The sequence below is a fragment of the Streptomyces sp. NPDC101151 genome (genome assembly GCF_044768335.1).
In the GTDB taxonomy this organism is placed as follows: domain Bacteria; phylum Actinomycetota; class Actinomycetes; order Streptomycetales; family Streptomycetaceae; genus Streptomyces.
Genome location: NZ_JBIWPP010000027.1, coordinates 34,227 through 50,001, shown reverse-complemented (window position 1 = coordinate 50,001; position 15,775 = coordinate 34,227). Strand labels below are relative to the sequence as shown.

The following is a 15,775-nucleotide window of genomic DNA, read 5'->3' as shown; positions in this document are numbered from 1 at the left end:
CCGATCCTCGGCCCGCCGGACGCGCAGGTCAAGAACCCGGGACCCGACGGGGGCGCTCCTGCGGGTCACACCTGCCTGGTGCGGCCTTCCCAGTAGGGATCCCGCAGCCGCCGCTTGTACAGCTTGCCGTTGGGGTCGCGGGGCATCTCGGTGATGAAGTCGACACTCTTGGGCCGCTTGTACCCGGCGAGCCGCTCGGCGCAGTGATCCAGCAGGGCGGCGGCGAGGGCCGGGCCCGGCTCGTGCCCGGGGGCGGGTTCCACGACGGCCTTGACCTCCTCGCCCCAGTCGTCGTGCGGTATGCCGAAGGCGGCGGCGTCGGCGACGGCGGGGTGGGCGAGCAGCGCGGACTCGATCTCGGCCGGGTAGATGTTGACCCCGCCGGAGATGATCATGTCGATCTTGCGGTCGCGGAGGAAGAGGTAGCCGTCCTCGTCCAGGTAGCCGAGGTCGCCCACGGTGAAGAAGTCGCCGATGCGGTTCTTCTTCGTCTTGGCCTCGTCCTTGTGGTAGGAGAAGCCGCCGGTGCTCATCTTCATGTAGACGGTGCCCAGTTGCCCGGGCGGAAGCCGGTTGCCGTCGTCGTCGAAGATCGCGAGTTCGCTGATGGGCCAGGCCTTGCCGACCGTGCCGGGCTTCTTCAGCCAGTCCTCGGCGGTGGCGAAGGCCCCGCCGCCCTCGCTGGCCGCGTAGTACTCCTCCACGCAGTTCCCCCACCAGTCGATCATGGCCCGCTTCACATGGTCGGGGCAGGGGGCGGCGCCGTGGATGGCGTGCCGCATGGACGAGACGTCGTACGACCGCCGCACGTCCCCCGGCAGCGCGAGCAGCCGGTGGAACTGGGTCGGGACCATATGGGTGTGCGTGCACGCGTGGGCGTCGATGACACGGAGCATCTCCTCGGGCGTCCATTTGTCCATCAGCACCAGGCGGTGGCCGATGTGCAGGGACGCACCCGCGAACTGGAGGACTGCCGTGTGGTAGAGCGGGGAGCAGACCAGGTGCACGTTGTCGTCGTTCGGCTTGATGCCGAAGATGCCGAGGAAGCCGCCGAGGTAGGCCTCCTCGGGGCGCCTGCCGGGCAGCGGGCGGCGGATGCCGCGCGGGCGGCCGGTCGTACCCGATGTGTAGTTCATGACCCAGCCGAGCTCGCGGTCCTCGGGTGCCGACTCGGGCTGTCCGTCGAGGAGTTCGGCGTAGGGCCGGAATCCCTCGACCGTGCCGACGGCGTAGCGGTGGGTCGCCGGGAACCCGGCCTCTTCGGCCGCGTGGCGGGCCGGTTCGGCGAACCGCTCGTGGGCGACGAGCACCTTGGCGCCCGAGTCCGCGACGATCCAGGCGATCTCGGGGCCCACGAAGTGGTGGTTGACGGGGACGAGGTAGAAACCGGCCTGGCTGGCGGCAAGGTACGCGGTGAAGAACTCGATGCCGTTGGGCAGGACGACCGCGAAGGCGTCCCCGCGCTCAAGGCCCGCGGCGCGCAGGCCGTGGACGAGGCGGTTGGCGGCTGCGTGCAGACGTCCGGCGGTCCACTGCTCGCCGTCCGGCGCGACGAGGACCGTGCGGTCGGGGTCCTGGGTGGCCTGGACCCAGAATCCGGCGGGGGGTGTGCTCACTGGCCGCTCCTTCCGGCGATGCGGTTGATGCGGTCCACGGCCTGCTCGAAGCCGCGGGTGAGGTCGTCGAAGACGGCCTGGACACTGCGTTCGCTGTTCATCCGGCCGACGATCTGGCCGACGGGGGTGCCGAGCAGCGGATCGACCTCGTACTTCTGGATGCGCGAGACGGCCTCGGCGACGAGCAGGCCCTGCAGGGGCATCGGGAGGGTGCCGGGTCCGGCCGGGTCGTCCCAGGCGTCGGTCCATTCGGTACGGAGCTGGCGTGCGGGTTTCCCGGTCAGGGCACGGGAGCGGACGGTGTCGCCGGAGCCGGCTGCGAGCAGCTTCCGGATGAGCTTGGGCGAGGGAAGTCCGGCCTCGGTGGTGGTCAGCCAGAGCGACCCCAGCCACACGCCCTGGGCACCGAGGGCGAGGGCTGCGGCGACCTGCTGCCCGCTGCCGATGCCGCCGGCGGCCAGCACGGGCAGGGGATCCACGGCGTCCACAACCTCGGGGGTGAGCACCATGGAGGCGATCTCGCCGGTGTGGCCGCCGGCCTCGTAGCCCTGGGCGACGACGATGTCGAGGCCGGCCTCCGTGTGCTTTCGCGCGTGCCGGGCGCTGCCCGCGAGCGCTGCGACCAGCACGTTGTGCTCGTGGGCGCGGGTGACGACGTCGGCGGGCGGGGAGCCGAGGGCATTGGCGAGCAGGCGGATCGGGTAGTCGAAGGCGACGTCGAGCTGGGTGCGGGCGACCTGCTCCATCCATCCGGTGATGCGCCAGCCGGATGCCTCGCCCTCGGCGAGTTCGGGCACGCCGTGCTTGGCGAGGGTGTCCTTGACGAACTGCCGGTGTCCGTCGGGGATCATCGCCTCGACGTCGGCCTCCGTGACACCTTCGACCTTCTTCGCGGGCATGACCACGTCCAGGCCGTACGGCTTGCCGTCGACATGCGCGTCGACCCAGTCGAGGTCGCGCTTGAGGTCGTCGGGAGCGGTGTAGCGGACCGCACCGAGCACGCCGAAACCGCCGGCCCGGCTGATGGCCGCGGCGACGGCGGGGAACGGTGTGAAGCCGAAGACGGCGTGCTCGATTCCCAGTTTCTTGCTCAGCTCCGTCTGCATGGGCGCAGAATGCCGCAGTCCTCCGGACGACGGAAGGCCTATTCTGATGCTCCGTCAGATTTCTTGCCGGCCGAGCGGTTGTGCCGTACGCCGGGAGCCGATCACCGCCGGCAGCCGCGGTGCCTCGTCGGACGGCGAGCCCGGGGTGGCGGTGTAGACGACGCGTTGATCCTGGTCGGTGATGTCCAGGACGTCGCAGTCGGCGGTGACCGGCCCGACGAACGGGTGGTCGAAGGTCTTGCGGAGGGTGGGCCGGGAGGCCACCTGGTGATCGGCCCACAGCCGGGCGAACTCCTAGCTTCCGGCTTCCGGCTTCCGGCCAGGGGTTCGCCGATCGGCGCGGTCAGCTCGGGGTCGTCGAGACAGCGGGCCGCGGCGGCGCGCAGCTGGGGGACCGACGTCCGGGCGAACGCGTCGGCGTCCGAGACACCGTAGAGGCGCCCGCCCTCCGGGTGCGGTCCCAGGAAGACGCGGCGGATCCCCGTCAACGCCGTCGCCCCGGGGCTCACCCTCACCGAGACGGTCGACGACTGCGAGCGGAATTCCCCCGGCATCATCGAGCGGATCACCGCCCAGAACCCGCTGGGCCGGGCCGCCGACACGGACGAGATCGCACAGGCGGCGGCGTGGCTGCCGAGCGACCACGCGTCCTACGTCACGGGCGTGATCCTGCAGGTGGACGGAGGCCTACGGGCCTGAGCGCGGCACCGGCCGGCACGCTCACCGACTCGGCGCCGACGCACCGGCCCCTCAGCCCCTGCAGCGTGCTCGCCGCCCTTGAGTCCCGGCTCGGCCGTCCCTCAGTCGCCGCCGCCCTCCAGCACCGCCATCGCCGCGTTGTGCCCCGGCACCCCGCTCACCCCTCCCCCGCGCACCGCGCCCGCCCCGCACAGCAGGACGTTGGCGTGCCGGGTCTCCACGCCCCAGCGGCCGGTGTCCTCCTGGGCGTAGGGCCAGGCCAGCTCGCGGTGGAAGATGTTGCCGCCCGGCAGGCGCAGGTCGCGCTCCAGGTCGAGCGGGGTCTTCGCCTCGATGCACGGGCGGCCGTCGGCGTCGGTGGCCAGGCAGTCGGCGAGCGGCTCGGCGAGGTGGGCGTCGAGCTGGGCGAGCGTGGACTTCAGGAGTTCGTCGCGTACGGCGTCGTTGTCCGGGTCGAAGAGCCGGGCCGGGGTGTGCAGGCCGAAGAGGGTGAGGGTCTGGTAGCCCTGCTCGACGAGGTCGGGGCCGAGGATCGTCGGGTCGGTGAGCGAGTGGCAGTAGATCTCGGAGGGCGGGGCGCTCGGCAGCACACCGGCGGCGGCCTGCGCATGGGCGGTGGCGAGGTCGGTGTATCCCTCGGCGATGTGGAAGGTGCCGGCGAACGCCTCGCGCGGGTCGACGGACTGGTCGCGCAGCTTCGGCAGCCGCTTGAGCAGCATGTTCACCTTGAGCTGGGCTCCCTCGGCGGGGGTGGGCGGTGCGTCGCCGGTCAGCTCCGCGAGGGCCTGCGGGGAGGCGTTCACCAGGACGTGGCGGGCGGCGGCGACGCCCTCGCCGTCGGAGGTGCGGTAGGTGACCTCCGCGGTTCGGCCGTCCGTCTCGATGCGTACGGCCTCGTGTCCGGTGGCGACGACGGCGCCCGCGTCGCGTGCGGCCGCGGCCAGGGCGTCGGTCAGGGCGCCCATACCGCCGACGGGGACGTCCCAGGCGCCGGTGCCACCGCCGATGACGTGGTAGAGGAAGCAGCGGTTCTGGGCCAGCGAGGGTTCGTGGGCGTCGGCGAATGTGCCGATCAGGGCGTCGGTGAGGACCACGCCCCGCACGAGGTCGTCGGCGAAGCGGTCCTCGACCGCGACGCCGATCGGCTCCTCGAACAGGTTCCGCCAGGCCTCCTCGTCGTCGACCCGTCGGCGCAGCTCGTCGCGCGACGGCAGCGGTTCGGTGAGCGTCGGGAAGACCCGCTCGGCGAGCCGGCCGGTCATGCCGTAGAACCGCTGCCAGGCCTCGTACTCGCGGTCGGAGCCGGTGAGCCGGGCGAAGGCCTCGCGGGTGCGCAGGTCACCGCCGCCGACGAGGAGTCCGGTCGGCCGGCCGGCCCGCTCCACGGGGGTGTACGAGGAGATGGTGCGGGCACGGACCTGGAAGTCGAGGCCGAGGTCCCGCACGATCTTCTGCGGCAGCAGGCTGACCAGGTAGGAGTAGCGCGACAGCCGTGCGTCGACGCCGGCGAACGGGCGTGTGGAGACGGCGGCGCCGCCAGTGTGGTCGAGCCGTTCAAGGACCAGCACGGACCGTCCGGCCCGGGCCAGGTAGGCGGCGGCGACCAGGCCGTTGTGGCCGCCGCCGACGATGACGGCGTCGTACGTCCGGGTTCCCTCGTTGGCAGGCATGGTTCTTCGTAACACGTGATGATCTACGACGGCCAGAGGCGTGCCGACCGGACGGGTCCGGTCGGCCGGCCGTCCGGTCCGTCTCCTCCGGGAACCGGCGCTGCCCGACAGACCGTTGTGGTCCTGGAGGCTTTGAACATGCCATGCGTCGGGAGGTACGGGTACAGGATCCGGCGGCGGCCTGGCGCGACCCGTTCCCGCGGACGAAAGTGAGCCTGAAGGTCGAGGGCCCAGCCCCGCTCCCCCGGCCGGCCCGGGACCGGGCCCGTCCGATCCGCCGAGCGCGGTGCGGTCCCGGAGGCCGGCCGGCCCGGGTCAGTGTCCGCCGGACGCCCGCTGCCGGCTCAGGACGGCGACCCTTCGGTACAGCTCCACGGCCTCGGCGCCGCGGCCCAGCTGTTCCAGGCAGTGGGCCTCGTCGTTGCGGCTGGCGAGGGTGTCGGGGTGGTCGGGGCCGAGGACGTGTTCGCGGGCGGCGGCGACCCGCCGGTACTCGGTGAGCGCGTCCGCCCAGCGGCCGAGCCAGCCCAGGGCGACCGCGACCTCGCGGCGGCTGACGAGCGTGTCCGGGTGGTCGGCGCCGAGGACGCGTTCGCGCAGCGCGCACACGTCGCGGGCCTCGGCGAGGGCCTCTTCCCAGCGGTCGAGGCGGCCCAGGTTGACGCCCAGGCCGTGGCGGGCGCGCAGGGTCTCGGGGTGGGCGGCGCCCTGGACGCGGGTGCGGTCCTCGATCAGGTCGCGGTAGAGGCGGAGGGCGTCCGCGCTGCGGCCCAGGCGGCCGAGGCTGATGCCGGCCTCGTAGCGGGCGGCGAGCGTGTCCGGGTGGTCGGGGCCGAGGGCCCGGGCGCGGGCCTCGGCGACCTCGCGGTAGGTGCGAAGCGCCTCCTCCCAGCGTCCCAGCTGGCCGAGTGCGTAGGCGACTTCGTAGCGGGTGACCAGGGTGTCGGGGTGGTCGGGGCCGAGCACCCGGGCGCGGGACGCGGCCACGTCGAGGGCCATGCGGTACGAGTCGTCGAGACGGCCGAGCCGACTGAGGTTGAAGGCCAGATTGTGGCGGCAGCGCAGGGTGTCGGGATGGTCGGCGCCCATGACGCGCATCCGGGCGGCCAGTACCGAGGTGTAGCCCTGGTGGGCCTCGAAGTGGCGGCCCAACTGTCCGAGGACGTAGGCCGTTTCCTGCCGGGCGGCCAGCGTGTCCGGGTGGTCGGGGCCGAGGACGTGTGCTCTGGCGTCGGCGACGTCGGTGTAGGCGCGCAGCGCGTCGGCGGCTCGGCCGGTGCGGCTGAGGGTGAAGGCGGCCTCGAAGTGGCTGGCGAGGGTGTCGGGATGGTCGGGGCCGAGAAGTGCGCCTCGTTCGGCGGCGACGGCCAGGTGAACGTCGCGGGCCTCCGCCCAGCGGCCGCGCCGGGCCAGGCCGAGGCCCTCGTGGTGCCGTGCGGTGAGGGCGGCCACGGCGGCCGGCGACGGCCGGGACAGGACGGCCACCTGGGCACCGGCGGCGGCCGGCCAGGCGGTCCACGAGCCGGTCAGGGCCGCTCCGGGGTCGGGTGTGACGGGGTGCAGTCCGGCACCGACCGCCTTGTGGCCGGTGGTCATGCCCTGGGTCCAGGCCGGCAGGTGCGCCTGGTGCGTGGCCGCCTGGCCGGCCCACGGACGCGCCGTCACGACCGTGGGCAGGTAGGCCGGAGCCGTACGGACGGCGGCCAGGCGAGTCCCCAACTCGCCCGCGTCACACGGTCGTTCGTCGGGGTGCTTGGCCAGTAGGTCGAGGACGACCCGCTCGAAGTGGGCCGGGAGTTCGGGACGGTGGGCGCGCGGCGGACGGGGCGGGGTGTCGCGGTGGCCGATCAGGATCGCCCAGGCGTCGTCCAGGTCGAACGGCGGCGCTCCGGTGGCGATCTCGTACAGGACGCAGCCGAGGGAGTACAGGTCGCTGCGCTGGTCGACCTCGGTCCCGCCGATCTGCTCCGGGGACATGTAGTGGGGGGTGCCCATGGCGATGCCGGTCCCGGTCAGCCGGGCGGTGAAGCCGATGTCGTGGCCGAGTCGCGCTATGCCGAAGTCGCAGATCTTCACGGTGCCGTCGGTGAGCCGGACGATGTTGGCCGGCTTCAGGTCTCGGTGCACTATGCCCTGTCGGTGGGTGTAGGCGAGGGCGGCGGCCACCTGTTCCGCTATGTCGATCACCTCGTCCACCGGCAGCGGATGCCCTTTGTTGTCCTCCAGCAGCCGGCTCAGATCGCGTCCCTCCAGCAGCTCCATGACGAGGTACAGGACGCCGTCGTGCTCGCCGAAGTCGTGGACGACGGTCACTCCGCGGTGCGAGAGCGCGGCGGCCACTCTGGCCTCCCGGCGGAACCGTTCCCGCAGGACACGGGTGAAGGACGGGTCGTGGTGCGGGCCGAGCGGCTTGAGGCACTTCACCGCGACCTGCCGGCCCAGCGACTCGTCGCGGGCCCGCCACACCTCGCCCATCCCGCCCCGCCCGATCAGATCGAGCAGCCGGTACCGGCCCTGAATCAGCCTGTTCTCCCCCATCGCGCGCCGTCGCCCCCGTCGCTGTCCGCCCCGCCCCCTGGGGGACCCGGCCCCGGCCCGCTACCGCGCGGAACGCGGCCCGATCCGTGACACACCCCCCTGCTCGTCCAGTATGGCGACTTATCGCCCCAGTTTGTACGGTGCCGGTCGTGCGCCGGGGCCGAGCCTCTCCATGGCCCGCAGGATGTGTTTGGGCGGCAGCTGCCAGCGCAGACGTGCGGGAATGCACCGCAGCAGGGCGCCCATGGCCCTGAGCCGGCGGGTGACGGCGGCGGGTGCGGGGGCCGGCCTGCCGTACAGCTCTTGGGCGTACGGGGGCAAGGAGGCGTAGGCCAGCTGCGCCACGCGCCGCCACAACACCTCGCGCGCCGGGACCAGAAGGGGGTGCGTCGGCGGACGGAGGAGGAAGTCGTCCACCTCGCGTGCCTCGCGTCCCGCTGCCAGTTCGGGTCGCACCTTCTCGAAGTAGGCGGCCAGCTCGGTCCGGTCGGCCGGAACGGCGTCCGGGTCGAGGCCCACCAGGCGGGCGCCGGCACGGTGTTCGGCGATGTAACGGTCGGCCTGGATGCCGGTGAGGGGGAAGCCGGAGCGGCGCAGGACGTGCAGGTAGGAGTCGATCTCCGCGCAGTGCACCCACAACAGCAGCTCGGGCTCGTCGATGCCGTACCGCTCGCCGGTGTCCGGATCCGTCGCGGTCAGCATGCGGTGGATCCGCCGCACCCGGGCGCCGGCCCGCTCGGCCGCCTCGGTGGTGCCGTAGGTGGTCGTGCCGACGAAGTTCGCGGTACGCATCAGCCGGCCCCAGGCGTCGCGGCGGAAGTCGGAGTTCTGCATGACCCCGCGGACCGCACGCGGGTGCAGGGCCTGGAAGTAGAGCGCCCGGACGCCGGCGACCCACATCATGGGGTCACCGTGCATCTGCCAGGTCACCGAGGAGGGGCCGAACAGCCCGGGGTCGGCATCGGTCATGGGGTCACCTCCGCCCTGCGACCACGATGCCACGGCGGCCGAGCCGAGCGATACCGCCGGTTGCAGATCGTGCCACGGCACGGTGTGCTCCGGGCCTGTGGCACGGGGTGTGCATCACGCGGAGCCCGCCGGATCCGGCGATCGTGCCGGCGTCGGCGGAGGCCGTCGCCGGGCCGGGACGGGTCAGGGCCGGCGGGCCGTGGTCGACGCGGGTGTGCAGGAACAGGGCAGTGAACTCCTTCGCCACCCGGGGAGCGACGATCCGGCCCCGTGGGCCGCACAGAACGGACCGAGCGCCCATCCCCGCGAGCGGGAACGGGCACCGCACCCGTCCGGGTGGTCCGGCCCTCCCGGCAGGGTGCACGGTCAGCCGAACGCCGCGAGGGTGATCACCTGAGCACCTTCTGCCGGACGACTATGTGGCCGGCGTCGGGGTTCAGGCTGCCGCCGAGCCGGCGGAAGGCGCCGTCGGTCAGGTCCAGGCACAGGGGCACCTGCTTCGTCCGCTCGAAGGTGCCCCGGTCGTTGACGCGCACGACCAGGGACTTGCCGTTCGCCACGTTGGTGACCTTCACCCTGGTGCCGAACGGCAGCTGGTGCCTGCGGCTCAGCGAGGTCGCCGCGGTGTTCTTGCTGTTGTCGAAAATATCGCCGTTGGCCGTCTGGCTGCCGGCGGGCATCGGGCCGTAGTGCGTCGCCCAGCACGTCCTCTTGTGCGCCGACGCGGTGCTGGGCGCGGCCGAACTCGCCGGGGCGAGCGCCACCACCGCGGTGAGCGCGGCGACTCCGGCCGCCAGGGCGGCGTACCTGGTCCGCTTGCTCATGTTCTTGCCTCATTTCATTTGTCGTCAAAATCGGGAATGGGGAGTGAGTGGCTCTTCTGCGCGGCCGGGTGCGGAGACCGGTACGGTGCCGACTGTTCCGCTCAGCCCGCCGCGCGGTAGGCGGCGCCCACCCGGTTGGCCTTCGCGCCGTGGTAAAGACCGGTGCGGTCGCCGCGGTTCATGGAGAGGGTGAACCACGCATACCGTCGGACGTAGGGCAGTTTCTGCAGCATGGCTGTCGATCTCTTCACGAACGCGGCCTGCTGGGCCGGCGTTGGATACCGCGGGGTGCCGACAGAGAAGTCGGTCAGTGCGTATTCGGTGAGCCAAACCGGCTTCTTGTAACGCTTGTGCACGGCCTGGAGGTAACTGCGCAGCTGACCGGTCGCGCGCTTGGCGTCGAAATCCGCGCCGTACCAGTGCAGGGGAATGAAATCGACCTTGTAGTGACGGGCGGCGGCGCCCTTCATGAACCGGTCGAGCCAGCCACCGGCCACCTCGCCACCGGTGGCCACCGCGGGAGCGCCGAGCCGCATACGGGTCGACTGCAGCCGGGGCCACAGGTCGAGCGCCTGAGGCACCGTCATGTGCGCCTGATCCGACCTGTCGGGCTCGTTGAAACCGAGCAGGGTCCTGCCCTGCTTCTTCGCCAGGTCGAGGTCGGTCCTGGTCACGGAGCCCACGTCATGGATCATGGGTACGAACTCGACGCCGGCCGGAGGCCTGATCCGGCCCCTGCTCGAGGACCAGGTGTAGAACCAGCCGACATCAGAGTCGGCCAGCGCCTTGGTGACGCCGTGGAACTGCCAGGCGCTGACGCCTTTCTTCTTCGCCGCGGCAGTGGACGCACCGGCGTGGCCGCCGGCCGCGACCGCCGCGGACTCGGCGCCTTGGCCGCCGACCGTAAGCACGGCTGACAGCGCAAGCAGCGGGGCGATGGCTCGTATTCTTCGCATGACGTCTCCCAATGTTCTTGTCCGGCCCTGTCCGTGAAGCGTCGTCCGCGGCCGTGCGTGCGTCGTGGCACGCGACGGTGATCAGGAGGGCGAGGAGAAGTGACGGTTCCTACGCCGGAGCTGTCGGCGTGCGCGGACGGCCGGCCGCTCGCAGGCGGTCAGCGGCGGGCTCCGTACAGGGCGCTCAGACCCTTGTGGCCGCCGGCCGCCGACGTCCGCTTCGAGGTGTCGCAGGGGCCGACGGCCGACGTCCTGGTCTCAGGGCGGACAGCCCGAGGGCTGGAGGGGGGCCGGGGGCGCCGGTCTCTCCGGCTCGTCAGGGTGCCCGCTCCTGCCGCCGTGGCCGTGCGGTCGTCAGCAGCTGAGGTGCTTCCCCCGGCTGACGTTGAGCATCTTGGTGAACTTCTTGTACTTCGCGATCCGGTCCTGCACCTCGGCCGGGTTGCCACCGTTGCACTCGACGGCGCCGTTGATGCTGCGGATCGTCTCGCCGAAGCCGCCGTTCTTGACCATCGCGTGGTGCGACGTCATGGTGCCCGGGCCGGACTGGGTCATCCAGTACCAGAGCGCGAGCTTCCACGTCACGGTGGAGTTCTTCGCCGCGAGGTTCGGGTGGTGCAGCAGGTCGACGTGGAACGCGTCGCCGGCGGCCTTGTAGTTGTAGTTCCAGCTGATCTGGAGCGGGCCGCGGCCGTGGTAGGCGGACTGGCCGGCCGGGCAGCCGTACGGCTCCTCGGCGCAGTAGGTGGGCCAGGCGGCCTTGTTCTGCTCGTTGATGTAGATCAGCCCGCTGGTCTCGTGGCTGACGTTTGCGAGGAAGGCGGCCGCCTCACGCTTCCTGGTCTTGGCATCGCCCTTGTGCGCGAAGGCCGGGAACGCCTTCATCGCCTTGACCAGGCCCTCGTACGTATAAAGCTTCTTGTGATGCGGGAACATCTTGTTGTACTGCGCCTTGCTGACGACGAAACCGTCGCCCTGCTTGGGGGCGGCCGATGCCGTGGTGGCAGTCAGGTTGATCGCTGCGGCCGCCATCAGTACGGCGGCCAGCACGGCATGGACAAGGCGTAGCCTTCGCATACGGGGAACTCCTTGGAATGAGCGTGAATCACTTGACGGGAATGCAAGCGGCGTTGTGAGAACCGATCGGGCGAGGTCATGGCTGTGGCGTGCTGTCGCGACAGCCGGGCTCTCCAGGGGCGGCATGATTGTGTCGTCGAGCACCCGACAAAACTCACTGCGGATTACTGCCGGGGCAGCGCCCGACATCCTCGCCTCGGGTAGAGGGACGCCAATGGTCCGTGCCTGTCCTGCGATCCGGTTGTGTCCCCTCGCCGCTGCTCGGCAATGAATCTACCTGTTGACGCCCAGCGGCAGTTGTTCAAAATTGCGGGCGGAGCGGCAGTTGTTGCTCAGGCCGGCCCACCGGTGAAGCCGACGACGTCGGTCGGCGGAGCCATCACCCGGCCGGTCACCGCGCACCGGACAGCCCGCGGATGCGTCTCACCGCCGTATGCGGGCAACAATCGTCGCTCTCACAGCAATTATTCCTGACTCGTCTGACGCGTCGCCAGGTAATTTGAACGCGCAGTGGGCCACCAGCGGCTCATATTGCTGGAATTCAGCTCTTCACGAAGAGGAGTCTCATGACAAGCAGGAAGCGTATGGCAACAGTTGTATGGGTGACGCTCGCGGCAGGATTGGGAATCGTGGCCTCGTCCACTCCGGTCAACGCAGCGACTCCCGTGAAGCCGGTGATTCACCGGTGCGACGCAGAGCACCTCACCCCGGGAACCCATCTCTACATTCCGGCGGTGTCACGTGGATTCTGCGTCACCGGCCAGGGAACCCTCTGCGACTTCCGGGCCATGGATGCGGAACCCGCCGGGCGTGCCGTCAACTTGAAGCCGGCCGAAGGCAAGCCCGTGAAGGTACGCATCGTCTATTACGTGGGCGGACTGGGCGGAACTCGCCAGGCAAAGGTACTCGACCACAAGAACGAGTCCGTGGACATCAGTTACGCGGTGTTCGAGGAGATCACCGTCAAGCCCTCCTGACACCTGAAGCACCGGTCGGCGGGTCGCCCGGTCCCTGCGTCCCAGCCACCGCCCGGCCCCGACCCACTGCGAAGCGGCTCTCAGTCCCCCGGCTCGTGTGAGGCGCTACCGATGCGCCGGTCATAGACGGCCCGCGCCGCCAGGACCTCATTCATGTGGTCGATCGACCACAGCTTCAACGCCCTCAAAGGCTCGCGCAGCGTTGCACCGAGTTCGGTGATCTCGTACTCGACCCGGGGCGGAATCTCTGGATGGATGGTCCGGCGGACCAGACCGTCGCGTTCCAACGCCCGAAGGGTCTGGGTGAGCATCTTCTCGCTCACGCCGTCCAGCTTCCTGCGCAACGCGGTGTACCGCTTGGCGCCGGATTCTGCCAACTCCCCCAGGACAAGCACGGTCCACTTGTCACCGATGCGGTCGAGAACCTCACGAGAGGGACACCCGCTCGCGTACGGGTCCCAGTCGGCCTGCGGCGCTGTCGCCATCTCCTCGTTCCTTCCCACGTGCCCACTCCCTGCCAGGACGCAGGCCCGTTCAGGGAACGGAACCTTCCACAGCGGCGGAAGCTCTCCATCGGAGAGTTACGCGACCCGAAGGTGTCTACTTCCGGAACAGTAGCCCCTCCTGTCCACTCCGGAGAAGGGGCTGATCGTCCCGGACACGCGAACGTCCGTCCCACAGGCGGCTCCGCCGGACCGGCTCCTCTGTCACGACTCACCCTCACAACTCGCAAAAGGAACACCGAGAATGAGTGCCACATCCTCCTTCGATGTCGTGGTGGCGGGCGGTGGTGCCGCGGGCATCGCCGCCGCCGTCGGTGCCCGGCGGGCAGGAGCGGACGTCCTCCTCGTGGAGCGCTGGCCCTTCCTGGGCGGCGCGTCGACGATCAGCTCCGTGCTCACCTTCTGCGGCTTCTTCGACCAGCGCCACGAGCAGGTCGTCGCCGGCGTCGGCGCCGAGGTGCTGCAGCGACTCAAGGACTACGACGTCTACGAGGAACTGGCGGGAACCTCGGCCGAGGGCGACGCCACCCATGCGCTCGCCGACAGGATCGTCACCGTCGACCGCGACGCACGCCTCAACACCGGCTGGACAGGCAACCACTTCGTCCTGCTGGATCTGGAGACCACCAAGCACCTCTACGACGGCCTCGTCACCGAGGCGGGCGTGACGGTCCGCCTGCACAGCACCGTGACGCAGGCGGTTCGAGACGACGAGGGCCGCGTCCGCGAGATCACCGTCAACGACCGGGGCGGTGACGAGCGGATCACAGCATCGGCTTTCGTGGACGCGAGCGGCGACGGCGCGCTGTTGGCCGCGGCCGGAGTCGGCGTCCGCGTCGAACCCGCAAGCGCCCGGCAGACAAGTACTCTCGTGTGCCGCGTCGGCGGAGTGGCACAGGACGCGGACCTGTCGAACCGAGGCATCGAGCAGGCACTGACCCTGTTCGCGGAGAGCACCGGTCTCCGGTTTGCGCGCACGCGCGGCATCGCGGCACGTCTGCCGGTCACCGGCCAGATCTTTCTTCTGCTGATCGACGAACAGGTCGATGCCCTGGACGCAGCGGCGCTCACCCACAGCGAGATGAGCGCACGGTGTCAGGCCCGGCAGTACATGAACGCCTTCCGTCGTCACCTGCCCGGCTGGCACGGCGCGCACCTCGTGGAGACCGGGCCCCAGATGGGTATCCGCGAGACTCGACACCTGCGCGGTCGCGCCTCGGTGACCGGGGACGACGTGATCAGCGGCCGCAAGCGGCCGGGTGACTCGATCGCGCGCTGCGGCTGGCCGATCGAGGACCATGCGGCACCCGGGTCGACCCGCTACCAGTCGATCGCGGGCAACGGCTGGTACGACATCCCCTACGGTGCGATCACGTCGGCCGACACGGACAACCTGTGGGCAGCGGGCCGGCTGACGGCTGCGGACAGCGCCGCGTACGCCTCTCTGCGCGTCATGGGCACGGCTTTTGCGACCGGTCACGCCGCTGGTGTCTCCGCCGCGCTCTACGTTCACCACCAGCGCCACGACATCGAAGCCGTCCGCGCGGAACTCCGTCGGCAGGACGCCTTGATCTGACCATCTGACCGGCTGCCTGTGGCGGTGGGGGTCACCATGTTCGCCCAGCGACCGCCTACAACTGCGCTTTGGCGCACCAACTCTCAGCTGACCTGCTTGCTCTCTGATGGAAAGTTACCAAACCAAAAAGTGGTCACTTCCCGTCGGGGAGTTCCTCGGATCTACTGCTGCCGAGGCGTTCAAGCCCTCTCAGAACTACCTGAACCAGGAGTAGGACATGTCCATTGCCGTTACCGGCGCGACGGGCCAGCTCGGCCGACTCGTCGTGGAGGACCTGCTGCGCCGCGGAGTGGCGCCGCACCACATCATCGCCACCGGGCGGGACACCGACAGGCTGACCGATCTGGCCGAGCTGGGTGTCCAGGTACGGCGAGCCGACTTCGCCGACTCCGGCAGCCTGGCGGAAGCGTTCAAGGGGGCGCGGCAAGTCCTGCTCGTGTCGACGACAACCGTCGGTAAGCGGTTCGGCCATCACGCCCGTGCCATCGACGCGGCCAAGGTCGCCGGTGCCGAACTGATCGTCTACACGAGCACGCTCAACGCGCGCACGGCCCAGATGCTCCTTGCTGACGCCCATGGGAGGACCGAGCAGTATCTGCGCGACAGCGGCGTACCCTTCGTCATCCTCCGCAACGGCTGGTACCTGGAGAACTACACGTCGCAGTTCCCGCTCTTCCTGGAAACCGGAGTCGTGCCCGGCAGCGCCGGCACGGGCCGGGTCAGCGCCGCGTCGCGGGGCGACTACGCGGAGGCGGCGGCCACCGTTCTGACGTCCGAGGGGCACGCGGGTTCCGTGTACGAGCTGGGCGGGGACACCGCCTTCACGCTCGCGGAGCTGGCCGCCGCGCTGTCCAGTGCCACGGGCCAGGAGATCGTCTACAGCGACCTGCCCGCCGAGCAGTACCGGGGTGCCCTGCTCGACGCCGGACTGCCCGCCGAACTCGCCGAAGTCCTTGCCGACTCGGACCTCGGCCTCAAGCGCGGCGAGCTCTTCACCGATTCCTCGGAGCTGCGGCGGCTGATCGGCCGCCCCACGACAAGCCTCACCCGGGCGCTCACCGGCGTGTTCGACTCCTGACGTGCCGCGGCCGGCCGAACAGTGCGGCGCTCTGCCGGCTTCGCCGAGCTCCCGCCGGCCGGTCACTCCTCGCTCCTTCCCGCCCGGGCGGCCCCCCCCCCCCCCCCCCCCCCCCCCCGGGGGGGGGGGGGGGGGGGGGGGGGGCCCCCTGCGCCCCAAATAAACCCCAAGGGCCCCCAACCCGCG

The 15,775-nt window shown here is 70.7% G+C and carries 12 protein-coding genes and 2 pseudogenes; 4 read left to right on the top strand and 10 right to left on the bottom strand.

Going from position 1 to position 15,775, the window contains the following annotated elements; all coding sequences use genetic code 11:
- Positions 1-65: 65 nt before the first annotated feature.
- The 3 genes and pseudogenes from ACIRU3_RS34860 to ACIRU3_RS34850 form a co-directional block, all read right to left on the bottom strand.
- Positions 66-1,616 (bottom strand): acyl-CoA synthetase, encoded by a 1,551-nt coding sequence (locus tag ACIRU3_RS34860; RefSeq protein WP_404065120.1) that lies wholly within the window; start codon positions 1,614-1,616, stop codon positions 66-68.
- Complete coding sequence (locus ACIRU3_RS34855) at positions 1,613-2,722, bottom strand: NAD(P)H-dependent flavin oxidoreductase (RefSeq protein ID WP_404065117.1); 1,110 nt, start codon at positions 2,720-2,722, stop codon at positions 1,613-1,615. The genes ACIRU3_RS34860 and ACIRU3_RS34855 overlap by 4 nt, the downstream gene beginning before the upstream one ends.
- Before the next feature lie 54 nt (positions 2,723-2,776).
- Positions 2,777-3,201, bottom strand: a pseudogene (locus ACIRU3_RS34850) (transcriptional regulator); the annotation flags it as partial.
- Here ACIRU3_RS34850 and ACIRU3_RS34845 point away from each other — a divergent pair.
- Positions 3,200-3,421 (top strand): annotated as a pseudogene (locus tag ACIRU3_RS34845) (SDR family oxidoreductase); the annotation flags it as partial. The pseudogenes ACIRU3_RS34850 and ACIRU3_RS34845 overlap by 2 nt on opposite strands.
- A 101-nt stretch (positions 3,422-3,522) precedes the next feature.
- Here the strand turns inward: ACIRU3_RS34845 and ACIRU3_RS34840 are convergent.
- The 6 genes from ACIRU3_RS34840 to ACIRU3_RS34815 all read right to left on the bottom strand — a co-directional run bounded on the left by ACIRU3_RS34840 (position 3,523) and on the right by ACIRU3_RS34815 (position 11,455).
- The gene (locus ACIRU3_RS34840) at positions 3,523-5,091 is read right to left on the bottom strand and encodes a phytoene desaturase family protein (protein ID WP_404065114.1); all 1,569 of its coding nucleotides are present in this window, start codon (positions 5,089-5,091) and stop codon (positions 3,523-3,525) included.
- A gap of 315 nt (positions 5,092-5,406) precedes the next feature.
- Positions 5,407-7,629, bottom strand: coding sequence for a tetratricopeptide repeat protein (locus ACIRU3_RS34835; RefSeq protein WP_404065112.1), 2,223 nt, complete (start codon positions 7,627-7,629; stop codon positions 5,407-5,409).
- Positions 7,630-7,749: 120 nt separating this feature from the next.
- The gene (locus ACIRU3_RS34830) at positions 7,750-8,598 is read right to left on the bottom strand and encodes an oxygenase MpaB family protein (RefSeq protein WP_404065109.1); all 849 of its coding nucleotides are present in this window, start codon (positions 8,596-8,598) and stop codon (positions 7,750-7,752) included.
- Positions 8,599-8,987: 389 nt separating this feature from the next.
- A complete protein-coding gene (locus ACIRU3_RS34825; RefSeq protein ID WP_404065106.1) occupies positions 8,988-9,422 on the bottom strand; it encodes a septal ring lytic transglycosylase RlpA family protein in 435 nt (144 codons plus the stop codon).
- Positions 9,423-9,523: 101 nt separating this feature from the next.
- The gene (locus ACIRU3_RS34820; protein ID WP_404065105.1) at positions 9,524-10,378 is read right to left on the bottom strand and encodes a glycoside hydrolase family protein; all 855 of its coding nucleotides are present in this window, start codon (positions 10,376-10,378) and stop codon (positions 9,524-9,526) included.
- 354 nt (positions 10,379-10,732) lie between these two features.
- Positions 10,733-11,455 carry a chitinase gene (locus ACIRU3_RS34815; RefSeq protein WP_404065102.1) on the bottom strand — a complete coding sequence of 241 codons (723 nt, stop codon included), beginning with the start codon at positions 11,453-11,455 and terminating at the stop codon, positions 10,733-10,735.
- Positions 11,456-12,057: 602 nt separating this feature from the next.
- Between ACIRU3_RS34815 and ACIRU3_RS34810 the strand changes: the two genes are divergently transcribed.
- On the top strand, positions 12,058-12,432 hold the full coding sequence (locus tag ACIRU3_RS34810; protein WP_404065099.1) for a hypothetical protein: 375 nt from the start codon (positions 12,058-12,060) through the stop codon (positions 12,430-12,432).
- Positions 12,433-12,512: 80 nt separating this feature from the next.
- Here the strand turns inward: ACIRU3_RS34810 and ACIRU3_RS34805 are convergent, their stop codons facing one another.
- On the bottom strand, positions 12,513-12,917 hold the full coding sequence (locus ACIRU3_RS34805; protein WP_404065097.1) for a winged helix-turn-helix transcriptional regulator: 405 nt from the start codon (positions 12,915-12,917) through the stop codon (positions 12,513-12,515).
- Positions 12,918-13,179: 262 nt separating this feature from the next.
- On the opposite strand from ACIRU3_RS34805, the gene ACIRU3_RS34800 reads away from it, so the two are divergent.
- Together ACIRU3_RS34800 and ACIRU3_RS34795 are read left to right on the top strand one after the other, a co-directional pair.
- Positions 13,180-14,511, top strand: coding sequence for an FAD-dependent oxidoreductase (locus ACIRU3_RS34800; RefSeq protein ID WP_404065095.1), 1,332 nt, complete (start codon positions 13,180-13,182; stop codon positions 14,509-14,511).
- A 217-nt stretch (positions 14,512-14,728) separates the two neighbouring features.
- Positions 14,729-15,589, top strand: coding sequence for an SDR family oxidoreductase (locus ACIRU3_RS34795; RefSeq protein ID WP_404065093.1), 861 nt, complete (start codon positions 14,729-14,731; stop codon positions 15,587-15,589).
- The last annotated feature ends 186 nt before the right edge of the window (positions 15,590-15,775 follow it).